This is a genomic window from Microbacterium sp. Leaf159 (assembly GCF_001423615.1).
GTDB lineage: Bacteria > Actinomycetota > Actinomycetes > Actinomycetales > Microbacteriaceae > Microbacterium.
This window is the reverse complement of the sequence record NZ_LMOU01000003.1, coordinates 13,697-28,881: the sequence shown is the minus strand read 5'-3', so window position 1 is coordinate 28,881 and position 15,185 is coordinate 13,697. Positions and strand designations below refer to the sequence as shown.

The 15,185-nt window shown below is 69.0% G+C and carries 11 protein-coding genes and 1 riboswitch; of the genes, 3 read left to right on the top strand and 8 right to left on the bottom strand.

Annotated elements, in window-relative coordinates:
• Positions 1-25 precede the first annotated feature (25 nt).
• Positions 26-751, top strand: coding sequence for an aminoglycoside 3'-phosphotransferase (locus tag ASF80_RS17995; protein WP_056313794.1), 726 nt, complete (start codon positions 26-28; stop codon positions 749-751).
• Between the two features lie 3 nt (positions 752-754).
• Here ASF80_RS17995 and ASF80_RS17990 read toward each other — a convergent pair whose 3' ends face one another.
• From ASF80_RS17990 to ASF80_RS19480, 5 genes are all read right to left on the bottom strand, one after another.
• The gene (locus ASF80_RS17990; protein WP_056313792.1) at positions 755-2,044 is read right to left on the bottom strand and encodes a hemolysin family protein; all 1,290 of its coding nucleotides are present in this window, start codon (positions 2,042-2,044) and stop codon (positions 755-757) included.
• Positions 2,045-2,138: 94 nt separating this feature from the next.
• Positions 2,139-3,176 (bottom strand): TerC family protein, encoded by a 1,038-nt coding sequence (locus ASF80_RS17985; protein WP_200934837.1) that lies wholly within the window; start codon positions 3,174-3,176, stop codon positions 2,139-2,141.
• Between the two features lie 241 nt (positions 3,177-3,417).
• Positions 3,418-4,215, bottom strand: coding sequence for an energy-coupling factor transporter transmembrane component T family protein (locus tag ASF80_RS17980; RefSeq protein WP_056313788.1), 798 nt, complete (start codon positions 4,213-4,215; stop codon positions 3,418-3,420).
• Positions 4,212-5,672 (bottom strand): ABC transporter ATP-binding protein, encoded by a 1,461-nt coding sequence (locus tag ASF80_RS19200; RefSeq protein ID WP_235560056.1) that lies wholly within the window; start codon positions 5,670-5,672, stop codon positions 4,212-4,214. Before ASF80_RS19200 ends, ASF80_RS17980 begins: the two co-directional genes overlap by 4 nt.
• A complete protein-coding gene (locus ASF80_RS19480) occupies positions 5,669-6,328 on the bottom strand; it encodes an ECF transporter S component (protein ID WP_056313786.1) in 660 nt (219 codons plus the stop codon). The genes ASF80_RS19200 and ASF80_RS19480 overlap by 4 nt, the downstream gene beginning before the upstream one ends.
• A riboswitch (TPP riboswitch) is annotated at positions 6,322-6,431 on the bottom strand. (Overlaps the previous gene by 7 nt.)
• 82 nt (positions 6,432-6,513) lie before the next feature.
• Between ASF80_RS19480 and ASF80_RS17965 the strand changes: the two genes are divergently transcribed.
• On the top strand, positions 6,514-8,097 hold the full coding sequence (locus ASF80_RS17965) for a hypothetical protein (RefSeq protein WP_056313784.1): 1,584 nt from the start codon (positions 6,514-6,516) through the stop codon (positions 8,095-8,097).
• 100 nt (positions 8,098-8,197) lie between these two features.
• Here the strand turns inward: ASF80_RS17965 and ASF80_RS17960 are convergent, their stop codons facing one another.
• The 3 genes from ASF80_RS17960 to ASF80_RS17950 all read right to left on the bottom strand — a co-directional run bounded on the left by ASF80_RS17960 (position 8,198) and on the right by ASF80_RS17950 (position 13,439).
• Positions 8,198-10,453, bottom strand: a complete 2,256-nt coding sequence (locus tag ASF80_RS17960) for an ABC transporter ATP-binding protein (RefSeq protein ID WP_056313782.1) — start codon at positions 10,451-10,453, stop codon at positions 8,198-8,200.
• Complete coding sequence (locus ASF80_RS17955; protein ID WP_056313779.1) at positions 10,450-12,177, bottom strand: ABC transporter ATP-binding protein; 1,728 nt, start codon at positions 12,175-12,177, stop codon at positions 10,450-10,452. Before ASF80_RS17955 ends, ASF80_RS17960 begins: the two co-directional genes overlap by 4 nt.
• Before the next feature lie 200 nt (positions 12,178-12,377).
• The gene (locus tag ASF80_RS17950) at positions 12,378-13,439 is read right to left on the bottom strand and encodes an enoyl-CoA hydratase/isomerase family protein (protein WP_056314006.1); all 1,062 of its coding nucleotides are present in this window, start codon (positions 13,437-13,439) and stop codon (positions 12,378-12,380) included.
• A gap of 121 nt (positions 13,440-13,560) precedes the next feature.
• On the opposite strand from ASF80_RS17950, the gene ASF80_RS18835 reads away from it, so the two are divergent.
• Positions 13,561-15,185, top strand: a 1,625-nt coding sequence (locus ASF80_RS18835) for an ATP-binding cassette domain-containing protein (RefSeq protein ID WP_157521141.1), incomplete at its 3' end; no start/stop codon positions are given.

Sequence of the window (15,185 nt, the reverse complement as noted above, 5' to 3'; positions counted from 1 at the left end):
ATATACGTTTCGAAGGGGGCGATGCATGACGATTCCGGACACCGAGATCGAGATCCCGGCGGTCGTGCGCGCGCTCGCCGGGGACGCCGCCTTGACCCCTGTCTGGCTCAACGGCATCGGCGGGCTCACGTTCCGCACCGACGACGAGCGGTACATCAAATGGGGGCCGCACGACGCCGAGGCGAACATGCGCGACGAGGCGGAGCGGATGCAGTGGGCTCGGCAGTGGATCCTCGTGCCGGAGGTCCTGGAGCAGGGCCAGGATGCCGATCACGAGTGGCTCGTCACGGCGGCGCTCGCGGGTCGGAGCGCGGTGGACCCGCGGTGGCGTGACGATCCCGAGACCGCCGTGCGCGCGGTCGGCGTCGCGCTGCGCACGCTGCACGAGTCGCTGCCCGTCGAGCAGTGCCCCTGGACCTGGGACCCGGCGTGGAGGATCGCGAACGCCCGGAAGCGAGGTGTCGATGTGCCGGACCACCTGCTCACGCCGCCACCGGTCGACCGGCTCGTCGTGTGCCACGGAGACGCGTGCATGCCGAACACGCTGCTCGATGACGACGGCCGCCCGCTCGCCCACGTCGATCTCGCAGCTCTCGGCACCGCGGACCGCTGGGCGGACATCGCCGTGGCCTCGATGAGCACGACGTGGAACTTCGGCCCGGGGTGGGAGGACGCACTCATCGAGGCCTACGGCGTCACCCCTGACCGTGAGCGACTGGAATACTACCGCCGGCTCTGGAACGAGAGCTGAGCGTCACTCCCGCGGGTCGAGTCCGGCATCCTCGTGCACCGCGACCCTGATCTCCGCGATCCGGCGGCGGTCGACGGCGGTCACCCGGATCGTCGCACCGGGCACCTCGACCGAGTCGCCGACCACCGCGAGGCGTCCGAGCATCTCGGTGACGAAGCCCGCGACCGTGTCGGAAGCGCCGCGGGGCAGATCGATCCCGGTGATCTCGGAGAAGTCCTGCAGATTGAGGCGGCCGTCGAGCGCGCCGCCGGCATCCGGCATCCGCTCTTCCGTGTCGTACTCGTCGAAGATCTCGCCGACGACCTCCTCCACGAGGTCCTCGAGCGTCACGATTCCGTCGGTGCCGCCGTACTCATCGACGACGACGGCGATCTGGTGGCCCGCGGCCCGCATCCGGGTCAGCGTCGGCAGCACACCGGCCGTCGAGGGCACGTACTCGACGGGACGCATGAGGCCGAGCACCGACCGCGTCGCGTCGTCGGCGGCGGCCTCGAACAGGTCACGCACGTGCACGAAGCCGACGATGTCGTCGAGCGAGGCGTCGATCACCGGGTACCGCGAGAACGGCAGCTCCCTGACCTGGGCGATGGAGTCCTGAAGCGTCGCCGCGCCGTCGAGCGCGACGACCTCGGGGCGCGGCCGCATGACCTCGCTGACCTGGCGGCCGCGCAGCGACAGCACGTCGTCGAGGATCCGGCGCTCGTCGTCGGGCAGGCTCTGATGCGTCGCGACGATGTCACGCAGCTCCTCCTCGCTGAGTTCGTCGGCGGCCTTGTGCGGATCGCCGCCCAGCAGTCGCACCATGGCGTTCGTCGACACCGAGAGCAGCCAGATCACCGGGCGCATGACCGTGGCGAAGCCGTCGAGCACCGGCGCGACCGCGTAGGCGAACTGCGCGTTGCGCTGGATCGCGAGGCGCTTGGGGACGAGCTCGCCGAGAACGAGCGACAGGTACGCGATCACCAGCGTCAGCAGGACCGTCGCGAGGGTCATGGCCAGCGGGGCCGCGACCCCGAGGTTCTCGAGAAGCGGGGCGACAGAGGGAGCGATGGACGTCGCGCCGTACGCCGCCGAGGCGAACCCGGCGACCGTCACACCGATCTGCACGGCCGAGAGGAAGGTGTTGGGGTTGCGGGCGAGGCCGGCGACCTTCTCGCCGCGCCTGCCACGAGCCGCGATCGCGTTGATCTGGCTCTCCCGCAGTGTGACGAGGGCCATCTCGGTCGCGGCGAACACGCCGCCGACGAGGACGAAGACGAACACCAGAGCGATGTTCAGCACGAGGTCGCCCATCAGCGGGTCACCTCGCGAGGTGCAGGGGCGCCCGAGGTCGTTCGGGCGCCGGGTCTGTCAGGGTCTGCGGACGCGTCGGATCGGCGCGACTGGTTCACGAGTGTTCCTTCTGGGTGTCGGTGGTGAGGGATGCAGAGGTCGAGGAGGAGTCGTCGAGCGCATCGCGCCTGTCGTCGCGGCGCGTCTTCATGAGGCTCGCGACGGTGGCGACCGCGATGGTCGCGCCGATGAACACCAGCGAGAACCAGATGGGGATCTCGGGCGCCCACAGCATCGGCTCGCCGCCGTTGATGAAGGGCAGCTCGTTGACGTGCATCGCGTGCAGCACGAGCTTCACGCCGATGAAGGCGAGGATGACCGCGAGGCCCTGCGCGAGGTACACGAGGCGCTCCAGCAGACCGCCGATGAGGAAGTACAGCTGGCGCAGGCCCATGAGCGCGAAGGCGTTGGCCGTGAAGACGATGTACGCCTCTTCGGTCAGGCCGTAGATCGCGGGGATCGAGTCGACCGCGAAGATCAGGTCGATGAAGCCGATCGCGATGATCACGAGGAACATCGGGGTGAAGAAGCGCTTGCCGTCGCGCTGCACGGTCAGGCGGTCGCCGTTGTACTCGTCGCTCACCGGCAGGATGCGGCGCACGAAGCGGATGAATCGGCCGTTGGCGGGATCCGACTCACCGTGGGCGAAGGCCTGGCGGTATGCGAGGAACAGCAGCAGGGCGCCGAAGAGGTAGAAGATCCAGGAGAAGTTCTCGATCAGCGTGGCGCCGAGAGCGATGAACCCGCCGCGCATGATCAGGGCGATCACGATGCCGATCATCAGCACCTTCTGCTGATACATCCGCGGCACGGCGAAGCCGGTCATCACGATCAGGAAGACGAAGAGGTTGTCGATCGACAGCGCCTTCTCGGTGAGGTAGCCGGCGAAGTACTCGCCGCCGTACGTCCAGCCCGAGACGGTGCCGATGCCGACGCCGAACAGCAGCGCGAGGCCGATGTAGAAGGCCGACCAGCGGGCGGACTCGCCGATGGTGGGCTCATGCGGCTTTCGCACGTGGGCGAAGAACTCGTACACGAAGAAGGCGATCGTGACGGCGATCGTGATGATCCACACGAGGGGTGTGATGTTCAAGGAGGTCTCCAGAAGACGTAGGCGTGACGATGTCGACGCCAAGGTCTTCTCCATCCTCGAGAACGAGGACCGGGGACCCGGGATGCAGGGACATCCGTAATGACGAGCCGCCCGTGGTGGAGTACTCCCCTTGGGTTCACTCGATGCTAGCGAATACATCGGCATTCCAGCTATGAGGAAGCTGAGTATGCACTGGCAGCGTCGAGCGCCGCCGTCAGAGCGTGGGGCCTCAGGCCCTTCGTCAGGCCGTCGGGCCGAGGATGAAGTTCCAGGCCCCCGTCAGCACGGCCACGGTGATCGCGACGATCGGGATCACCGCGGCTGCGACCACGAGGAGCGCGTCGCGTCGATCCCACACCGATTCCCTGGCCCACGACCTCGGTCCGCTTCCGCCGAACCCGCGCGCCTCCATGGCGGTCGCCAACGACGACCCGCGACGGATCGCGAGCACGAACAGCGCGAACGCCATGCCGAACGCGCGACGCACGCGCCCCTCGTCGGCGACGCCGCGGGCCCTCCGGGCGAGGGCCAGCGCTCGCCAGTCCTCGACGAGCAGGCCCAGCATCCGCATGCCGGCGAGCGCCCCGACGACGAACCGAGCCGGAAGCCTGACGCGCTGGGCGAGACCGTCGGCGAGGTCGGTGGGATCCACCGTGATGAACAGCACCACCGCGGGCAGACCGATCGCGAGCACGCGCACGGCAGTCGCGGCGGCGAGCGCCAGCGATCCGTCACTGACGCGCATGACCAGCCATTCGAAGTGGATCGTGCCGCTGGTCGCGCCGTACAGGGCGATCGTGACGGCGCCGAGCGGGGCGGCGATCCACAGCACCGCGGTGCGGGTCCAGAACTCCTTCGCTCGGAGGCCGGCGAGCAGCAGGAACGGTATCTCGAGCAGCAGCGCGACGGATGCCGACACGACGTCGATCGTCAGCACGAGCGGCAGCGCGATGAGCAGAGCCGCAGCGAGCTTGGCCAGTGCGGCGCGCGGCGCGATCGGTCCCGGTCGTTCGACGCGGGCCGTGAGCGGATCGATCATCGGCCGACCTCGATGCGGCGGGCGTGGAGGGCGTCCAGCACGGCCTCGTCGTGGCTGATCGCGACGATGGCCGTCCCCTCGTCCCGGAGCCGGGCGATCAGGCCGACGAGCTCGGCCCAGGTCGTCGCGTCCTGTCCGAACGTGGGCTCGTCGAGCACCAGCATCCGGGGCCGGGTGGCGAGAGCTGCGGCGACCGTGAGCCGTCTCTTCTCGCCGCCCGACAGCGTGTAGGGGTTCGCGCCGGCGAGCGACGTGAGTCGCAGCCGATCGAGCAGGTCATCGACCCGCACGGCGATCTCGGCCTCCGGGAGCTTCAGGGCTCGCGGGCCCACCGACAGCTCATCCCGAACCGTCTTCGCGAGCAGCTGGTGCTCGGGCGTCTGCATCACCGTCGCGATGCGAGTGAGCAGAGCGCGTGACGACCAGCGGAAAGGATCGCGCTTCTCCCCCGCGGCGAGGGCGGGGCGCGCCGCGACCAGGCCGCTCTCGGCGGGGATGAGTCCCGCCAGCGTGAGCCCGAGGGTCGACTTGCCTGCGCCGTTCGCGCCCGTCACGCCCAGCGCCTCGCCGGCGCGCACGTCGATGTCGAAGGGACCCGCCACCGCCAGCCCGCGCCGTCGGGAGACCGAGAGCCCTCGCGCCTCGAGCAGGGTCTCCCCCGGGAGCTGCGACGGCGCCGGCGGGGAGGCGGGCGGGTGCCCCGGAACCCACACGCCGGATGCCGCGAGCTCCGCGCCGCGCGCGCCGAGAACCTCGTCCGGACTGCCGTCGGCGAGGACGACCGTCCCCTCGGGGGCGGCGCCGAGCACGATGACACGGGTGACCAGCGGCAGCCAGACGTCGATGCGGTGCTCGATCACGACCAGGGTCGCGCCGCTGACGTCGAGCGCGGCGGCCACGGCATCCCGCACATCCTGCACGCCCTGCGGGTCGAGGTTGGCTGTCGGCTCGTCGAGGAGGATCGCGCCGGGGCGCATCGCGAGCACCCCGGCCAGGGCGAGGCGCTGCTTCTGGCCGCCCGAGAGGGCCGCTGTCGACCGATCCAGCGCGACGTCGAGATCGACGGCATCCAGCGCCTGCCGCACGCGCTGCCAGATCTCGCCACGAGGGACGCCGAGGTTCTCGCATCCGAACGCGACGTCATCGCCGACCCTGGCGAGGATCGTCTGGGTGTCGGGGTCCTGAAGGACCATGCCGACGCGTCCGCGCGCGTCGGTGGGCGCGTGCCCGTCGACGAGCAGCGCACCCTGCGTCTCACCCTCATCGGCCCCGCCGAGCACACCGCCGAAGCCCTGCAGCAGGGTCGACTTGCCCGAACCCGATGCGCCGAGCAGCAGCACCCTCTCCCCCGGCTCGATGCGCAGGTCGACGTCACGCACCGCCCAGCGCAGCCGCGTCGCGTACCGCCACCCCCAGCCGCGGGCTTCGAGGGTGGCGGGCGTCGTGGGCGAGGTCACACCCGTGCGGTGACCTCGCGGCCGGCAGCGAACCGACCGAGAGCGCCGGTCGCCGCGAGTCCTCGGGCGATCAGCCAGGCGCCGAGCCCCGCGATGATCGCACCCGAGATGGTCGTCGAGACGATGTAGACGGTCGTGAACAGCGTGTCCGCCCCGGCGTACCAGAGGATGCGGTCGTTGATGCCGCACGCGAGGCCTGCGCCCGCTCCCGCGAGCATGACGACGGGGAGGCGCCAGACGCCGTAGAGGAAGACGAGGAAGATCAGCTCGGCACCGAGGCCCTGCACGAGGCCCGAGACGATCGTGAGCGGTCCCCAGGCGTTGCCGACGAGCGCCGAGATGATGGCGGCCACCAGCTCGGTGTAGAGCGCGGCGCCGGGCTTGCGGATGATGAGCCCGCCGAGAACTCCGGCGATCAGCCACGGGCCCGCGAGCAGGCCCTGCACGCCGGGGAGCAGAGGGGTGAGGAAGGTGCTCGGCACCTCGTACCCGACGTTCCAGAGCAGGAAGATCAGGGCGCACGCGACGGCGATGACGCTGGCCACGACGATGTCGACGACCCTCCACCGCCAGAGCTCCGGGCGACCGAGGCCCTTCGAGGGGGATGCGGTGGCGGATGCCGATTCCGTCGTGGATCCGGACGTGGATGTACTCATCAGTGACTCCTCCCTGCGCTGGCATTACCCAGATCAGGTTCGACGGTCGAAGCGCGATTCGCTCCCTCTCAGCCCGGCTCGCCGGACTCCCGTGGTTGTTCTCACGATCTTACCCAGTGCCGACACTCACGTCTGCTCCTGTTGCAGCGCCGCGGATCTGCGCGCGAGTTCGGTACCGTGAGGAGGTGACCGCTCCTGAATCCGCCGAGGCCACCGCCTCCGACGCGCCTGCAGGCGACGCGCCCGAGAGCGACGCGCCCGTGGGCGATGCGCCCGAGAGCGATGCACCCGTGGGCGACGCGCCCGAGAGCGATGCGACGGGAACCGGCGCGCTGAGCGCCACACCCGCGGCAGTCGTCGAGGGCGACGCACTCACGGTGTTCGACCACGAGCCCGAGGCGCAGTGGGCGGGCGCTGCGAGCGGAGGCACACCGCTGACCTGGGTCGATCCGGTCAGAGTCGCCGAGGAGACGACCGGCGGCTCGCTGGACGAGAGCGCGGGCACCGCGTCGGGAGCCGCCCTGCTCAAGGATGCTCGGCTGCGACCGGCGATCGCGCGGCCGGGAGTTCTGGTGCCGCTCGGCGTTCTCGTCGGACTGGTCGCCTCGTATGCGGGGACGACCCTGCTGTGGCCTCTGCACGAGGTGGCGCCGACCGTGCAGGCGGTCGAGATCACACCTACCGCCGCAGACGCGGCAGCGATCTCGTGGCCCAGTCAGGGAAGCGGGGCCGTCGGCGTCGGCGGGCTCTCCACCACCTCCTCATCTCTCGACGCCGCGGCGATCGCGAGCGTCACGAAGGTCGTATCGAGCCTGATGGTGCTCGAACGGATGCCGCTCGCCGTGGGCGAGCAGGGCCCGGAGTTCTCCTTCACCCGGGCGGACAACCTCGCGTACTGGGACTACCGGCGCTCGGACCAGTCGGCGCTCGACGTGCCCGTCGGCGGCACACTCACCGAACTGCAGTTGCTGCAGGGGACCCTGCTGGGTTCTGCGAACAACTACATCGATCGCCTCGCCAGAGAGATCTGGGGATCGGAGTCGGCGTTCTCCTCCGCCGCCACCGTCTGGCTGCGCGACCGCGGTCTCGACGGCATCACGATCGCGACCCCGTCGGGCTTCGACGCCCGCAACACGGCCACGCCCGAGTCCCTCGTCGCGCTCGCCGAGATGGCGATGCAGAACCCGGTCTTCGCGGGCATCGTGGGCACTCCCTCGATCGATCTCCCCGGTGCGGGCACCGTCACGAACACGAACGGGATGCTGGCGGATGCCGGTGTCGTCGGCGTGAAGACGGGCACGCTGGGCGACAGCTGGAACCTGCTGACCGCGAAGGACATCACCGTCGACGACGTCACGGTGCACCTGTACGCCGCTGTGCTCGGGCAGGCCGATGACGAACAGCGCCTGGCTCAGACCCGCTCACTGTTCTCGCAGGTCGAGACCGCGCTGCAGGCGCAGGCACCGGCTGTCGCGAAGGGCACGGTGGTCGGGACCGTCACGACCCTGTGGGGCACGACCACCGATGTCGTCGCGGATGCCGACGCGAACCTCGTGATGTGGAACGGAGCGACCGCGCAGGCGACCTCGACGTTCACCCTCGGGGAGAACCGCGAAGACGGCGACGAGATCGGCACGGTCACGAGCGTCGGACCACTGAACACCGTGACGACGTCGGTGTCGTTGGCAGACGACGTGGACGCGCCGAGCCCGTGGTGGCGGATGACGCATCCGCTCGAACTGTTCGGACTCACGGAAGCGCAGCGCTGAGGCCGGCCCGCACGCGGACGCCCCACGCGATTGCCCGCACGCAGACGCCCCACCCCGAATCAACGGGGCGGGGCGTCTGTCGGTTCACGCTGCGTTCGCGTCAGCCGTTCTGACCACCGGAGTCCGGTCGCTCGACGATCGCCTGGGCTGCAGCGGTCTCGGCCGCAGGCGTCTGAGCGCCGACCGACGCGCCGACCTGCGCGGCCGCCGCTTCTTCTTCGGCGTCGCCGCTCACGACGACCGGAGTCGATCCCGTGAGTGCGTCCTCGGCGTCGATGTCGGTCGCCGCCTGCTCGAACTGCGACTGGTACAGACGCCAGTAGGCGCCCTGCGCGGCGATCAGCTCGTCGTGCGTGCCCTTCTCGACGATGTCGCCGTGCTCCATCACGAGGATGAGGTCGGCGTCACGGATGGTAGACAGGCGGTGGGCGATCACGAACGACGTGCGCCCCTGCCGCAGAGCCGCCATCGCGTGCTGCAGCAGCAGCTCAGTGCGCGTGTCGACCGCCGATGTGGCCTCGTCGAGGATCAGGATCGACGGCTGGGCGACGAACGCCCGCGCGATCGTGATCAGCTGACGCTCACCCGCCGAGACGTTCGACGCGTCCTCGTCGAGCACCGTGTCGTACCCCTCGGGGAGGGCGTGCACGAAGCGGTCGACGTACGTCGCCTTGGCGGCCTCGAGAACCTCGTCGTCGGTCGCGGTCGAGCGGCCGTACCGGATGTTCTCGCGGATGCTGCCGGCGAACAGCCACGGATCCTGCAGCACCATGCCGGTGCGCGAACGCAGCTGGTCACGCGTGACCCCGGAGATGTCCTGACCGTCGAGCAGGATGCGCCCGCCGTTCAGCTCGTAGAACCGCATGATCAGGTTGACGAGCGTCGTCTTGCCTGCCCCGGTGGGACCGACGATCGCGACGGTCTGGCCCGGCTCGACGCGGAACGAGAGGTCGGTGATCAGAGGACGCTCGGGCGTGTAGGAGAACGCGACGTTCTCGAACTCCACGACGCCCTGGCCGTCTGCGAGCGCCGGAGCGTCTGCGTCATCGGCTTCCTGCTCCTCGGTGTCGAGAAGCTCGAACACCCGCTCGGCCGATGCGGTTCCCGACTGCACGACCGCGGCCATGCCGCCCAGCTCCGACAGCGGCTGCGTGAACTGCTGCGAGTACTGGATGAACGCCTGCACGTCACCGAGGCGCAGCTGGCCGTTCGCCACCATGAGCCCTCCGAGCACGGCGATGCCCACATAGGTGAGGCTGCCGACGAAGGTCATCGCGGGCATGATGATGCCCGAGAGGAACTGCGCCTTGAAGCTCGCCTGGAAGAGCTCTTCGTTCTCGTCCTTGAACTTCTCGAGGGCGTCCTGCTCGCGTCCGAAGACCTTCACGAGCGCGTGGCCCGAGAATGCCTCCTCGACGCGGGCGTTCAGACGACCGACCTTGCGCCACTGCGTGCCGAAGGCCTTCTGCGACCTCGGTCCGATGACACCGAAGATCACGCCCATCAGCGGGAGGGCCACCAGTGCGACGAGCGCGAGCTGCCACGAGATGGAGAACATCAGCACCAGCACGCCCACGACCGTGAGGACGGCCGTGATCGCACCGGACAGCGACTGCTGCATGGTCTGGGTGATGTTGTCGATGTCGTTCGTGACGCGCGAGATCAGGTCACCGCGCTGCACCTTGTCGAAGTACGACAGGGGCAGACGGTTGATCTTCGCCTCGACCTGCTCGCGCAGGCGCCACATGGTGCGCACCATGATGACGTTGATCACGTAGCCCTGGATCCAGCTCAGGAAGGCGGCGACGATGTAGATCGCGAGGACCGCGATGATGACCCACCGGAGCGCGTCGAAGTCGACGCCCTCGCCGACCTGGAAGCTGCCGAGCGCCGCGACCTGGTTCGCGTAGTCGTCCTGTCCGCCCTGGCGGAGGGCTGCGACCACGTCATCCTGCGAGGTACCCGCCGGGAAGCCGGGGAAGTCGCCGTTCGCCTGGCCGAGCTGCACCGAGATGAAGCCCTTGTAGATGAGGTTCGTGGCTTCACCGAGCACCTTCGGCGCGGCGACCGTGAGCACGACGCCGACCGCGCCGGCGATGGAGACCAGGATGAACCACACGGCCGAGGGCTTGAGCAGTCCGATCATCCGGCTGAAGCTCTTGCCGAAGTTGTCGGCCTTGCCCGGTGCGACGCTGTCCCAGCCGCCGCCGTTCTGGCGCGCCTTCTCGGCGAGTTCGGCCTCGTACTTCTCTTCGTCCGTGAGTTCCGGCTCGGCCGTCGCGGTGGCTGCCGTGGCCTGGGCGGCCGTCGCCTTGGCGCGGCCCCGACGCGTCTGGGGTTCGTTCTGCTCGCTCATGCGTCCACCCCCAGCTGCGACTCGACGATCTCTCGATAGGTCGTGCTCGTCTTGAGGAGTTCCTCGTGCGTGCCGACGCCGACCATGGTGCCCCCTTCGAGCACGACGATGCGATCCGCATCGGTGATGGACGAGACGCGCTGCGCGACCACGATCTTGGTCACGTGAGGCAGCTCGCGCCACAGCGCCTGCCTCAGATGCGCGTCGGTGGTGAGGTCGAGCGCCGAGAACGAGTCGTCGAACACGAGGATCTGCGGCTGCCGCACGATCGCACGGGCGATCGCGAGACGCTGACGCTGCCCACCCGAGACGTTCGTACCACCCTGCGTGATCCGCGATTCGAGGCCGTCGGGCATCTCCTCGACGAAGTCGCGACCCTGCGCGATCTCGAGGGCGTGCCACAGCTCTTCGTCGGTGGCGTCTTCGCGGCCGTAGCGCAGGTTCGATGCGACGGTTCCCGTGAACAGGAACGGACGCTGGGGAACCAGGCCGATGGTCGCCCACAGCGACTCGACGTCGGCCTTGCGGACGTCGGCTCCTCCGACGAACACCGCTCCGCCCGTGGCATCGAAGAGTCGAGGGATCAGCGAGACGAGCGTGGTCTTGCCCGCACCCGTCGAGCCCACGATCGCCACCGTCTCGCCGGGCTCGGCCGCGAAGCTGATGCCCGTGAGCACGGGCGAATCCGCGCCGGGGTAGGTGAACTCGACGTCGTCGAACGCGACAGCACCCGGAGCCGGGAAGTCGGTGACGCCATCTGTCGGGCGCTCCATGCTCGAGGTCGTGTCGAGGACCTCGCCGATGCGCTCGGCCGACACGGCGGCGCGCGGGATCATGATGGCCATGAAGCTCGCCATGATGACGCCGCCCATGATCTGGCCGATGTACTGCATGAAGGCGAAGATCGTGCCGACCTGCACGGTGCCGCTGTTGACCTCGATGCCGCCGAACCAGACGACCGCCACGACCGTGACGTTGAGGATCAGCATGAACAGCGGGAACAGGAGCACGAACAGCGAGCCGACCTTGCGGCCGACGACCATGATGTCGGTGTTCGCTTCGCGGAATCGCTCTTCTTCGATGCGCTCGCGCACGAAGGCACGGACGACGCGCACACCGGTCAGCTGCTCGCGCATGACGCGGTTCACGGTGTCGAGCTTGCCCTGATAGCTGCGGAACAGCGGAACCATGCGGCTCACGACGAGACCCGCGACGATCAGCAGCAGCGGCACGGAGACCGCGATCAGCCAGCTGAGGCCGATGTTCGTCTGCACGGCGAAGATGATGCCGCCGATCGCGAGCAGCGGCGCGGTGACGAGCATGGTTGCGCCCATCATCGCGAGCATCTGCACCTGCTGCACGTCGTTCGTGTTGCGGGTGATGAGCGAACCGGCCCCGAACTGCGAGACCTCGCGCTCGGAGAATCCGCTCACCTTGCCGAAGACGTCGGCGCGGATGTCGCGGCCAGCCCCCATCGACGCACGGGCGGCGAAGTAGGTGGCGATGACCGAGGCGATGATCTGGCCGAGCGACACGGCGAGCATGAACAGACCGGTGCGCCAGATGTAGTCGGTGTCGGACTGAGCGACACCCTTGTTGATGATGTCTTCGTTGAGACGGGGAAGGTACAGAGTCGCGATCGCGCTGGCGAACTGGAACACCAGAACGGCCACGAGCAACCACTTATAGCGGGACAGATATCGAACGAGGATTTTTCCCAGCACAGGCGGACTTTCTAGGAAGGATGAAGCGGCAGATCTCCCGACGGGCGGACGCGCGCCGACGATCGCGCATATGACAGAGTGCCACGAACCGCGGACATTCGTATCCCCCTGTGGGTGGACCTTCGCTGACAGCGAACCATTCCGCCTGCGGCCAGCCGTTTATGCACGGCGGCGAACAACCGCAGATATATCGATGTACGTCAGAAGAGGGGGCGATCGGGCACGAACTCGCGTGCCTCGGCACCCGCATCCGGAGCCAGGTCGGCGATCGTCGCGGGATCCCATTTCGGGTTGCGATCCTTGTCGACGAGCTGCGCGCGGATCCCCTCGACGAGATCGGGGTGACGTGTCACGAACCACATCACGCGGCGGTACTCGCCCTCGAGCGCTGCGCGGAGATTCGGCAGCGCCCGAGCCTCGCGAACCGCGTCGAGGGTCACGGTGAGGCCGGTCGGGGCGAGGCTGCCGAGCAGCTCGGCGGTGGCCGTGGCATCCGCCGTCCCCTGCTCGTGCAGGCGAGAGACGATCTCGGCGACCGTGTCTGCGGAGAACGCCTCGTCGACCCACGTGCGCGCGGCCGGAAGTTCCGACGGATCGGGGGTCTCGTCGAACAGCAGCACGATCTCGGCCGGACCCGTGGGGTCCGCGCGATACGCGAGCGCCTCGCGCAGCGCGTCGAGGCGGTCGGACGGGACGAAATGATCGGCAAAGCCCATCAGCACGGCATCCGCTCCGTTCATGGTGCCGCCCGTGAGGCCGAAGTACTCGCCCAGCCGGCCGGGAGCGCGACCGAGCAGCCACGTTCCCCCCACATCGGGCGTGAAGCCGATGCGGGTCTCGGGCATCGCGAGCTTCGAGCGCTCCGTCACGATGCGGATGGCCGCGTGGCCCGAGAGGCCGACGCCTCCGCCCATCGTGATGCCGTCGGCCAGCGACACGACGGGCTTCGAGTACTCCGCGATCATCGCGTTCAGTGCGTACTCGGCGCGGAAGAACTCCGCGGTCTCGTCGGCTCGACCGGCCACGATCTGTGCATGCAGTCCGCGCACGTCGCCGCCCGCGCACATCCCTCGCTCGCCCTCGCCGTCGATCAGGACGATCTGCACATCCGTGTCCTCACGCCATGCCTCGAGCGCCTCGGTGAGCAGCTTGATCATGCCGAGATCGAGTGCGTTGATCGCCTCGGGCCGGTTGAGCGTCAGCCTGCCGAGCGCACCTTCTGTGCGGACGAGGACCCGGGGAGCGGCGGTGGAATCGGTCACGGGTGCCACGTTACCCCTCGGCTGCAGCCTTGCATTCGGGTGGGTTTGTACGGTAAATGCGCGATCCGGCGGCTTTTCCGGCAGGATAGAGAGAACTGCCCACTGCAACGAGAGGTCGCAGATGCCCGACGGACAGGTGCTCGAGTTCACGCGCGTCACCAAGCGATTCAATGACGTGACGGCGGTGTCCGACTTCTCCGCGCGAGTCGAGCCCGGTGTCGTGACCGCCTTCCTCGGCCCGAACGGGGCCGGAAAGACCACGACGCTGCGGATCCTCCTCGGTCAGGTGCGCGCCAACTCCGGCACGGCCACGATCGGCGGGGTCGCATTCCCGGAGCTCCGCCACCCCCTGCGCACCATCGGATCCGTGCTCGAGGAGACGGTCTACCGCCCTCGGCGTTCGGCCGCGCGTCAGCTGACCATGGCGGCCAAGGCCAACGGCATCCCGCTGTCGCGCGTCGACGAGGTCCTCTCGCTGGTCGGGCTCGAGCACGAGAGCGAAGGCCGCATCGGCAGTTTCTCGCTGGGCATGCGTCAGCGACTGAGCGTCGCCCACGCCCTGCTCGGCGACCCCGGCGCCCTCGTGTTCGACGAGCCGGCCAACGGACTCGATCCCGAAGGCATCCGCTGGATGCGTCTGCTCATGCGCCGCCTCGCCGACGAGGGTCGCACGGTGCTCGTCTCCTCGCACGTGCTGAGCGAGATCGAGCAGGTCGCCGACCACGTGCTCGTGCTCTCGAAGGGGCAGCTCATGCTGTCGAGCGGCATCGAGAAGCTCGCAGACCCGTCTGCCGGATCGGTCGTCGTGGATGCCGCGGACCGCGCCGCGCTGAAGGCGGCGCTCTCGGTCGCCGGCCTCGAGGTCGAGGTGCTCCGCTCCGGACTCACCGTCCGTGGCAGCAACGCCGGAAAGGTCGGCGCCATCGCGGCATCGGCCGGCATCGCCCTCACCACCCTGGTGCAGCGCGGCCCCACGCTCGAAGACGTGTTCATCGAGCTCGTGCGCGGCGGCACGCTCGCACCGCACGCGATCGCGGCAGCCTCGCAGTTCATCGCTCCCGAGGCGGAGGCTGGGCCGTCGGATGCTTCGCTCGACGCCGCTCCTGCGACCACGCTCCTGCCCGCGGTGATCGGCGATACCGCTGCGGATGCCTCCGTCGAGACTGCGGGTGCAGAAGACGGCTCGGATGACGCTGAGGATGCGCCTGCGGACGACGCGGCGAACGTCGACGAGGGTGCGGAGATCGACGCCGAGGCCCCCGAAGCCGAGCCTGGTGAGGATGCGTCCGTCGACGGTGCGGACTCGGATGCTGCGGAATCAGATGCCGCGGAATCAGATGCTGCGGAATCTGACGCTGCTCGGACTGACGCCGCAGCGGCGGATGCCGCAGAGGCGAAGGCCGACGACGCTGCCTATGCGGCGGCGGCGGCACGCGACGTCGAGCACGCGGCGGCGGAGCTCGGCTACGCGGCAGATGCCTCAGACGCCAACGACGCCGAAGACGCGGCGGACGTCGTATCCGAGGCCGCCGAGACCCCCGAGCGCTCCGCACACGACGGGGATGCCGACGTGGCATCCGACGATGGCGATGCACCCTCCTCAGAGGGTGCACGCCCCTCGTTCGACGACATCCTGTTCGGAACCGCGCCTGCGAACGACGCGGAACAGTCCGCCGACACCGAAGCCGGTGCCGAGAACGAGCCCGCTCCCGCAGCCGAGGGCATCGACGAGCACTCCGGAGTCGA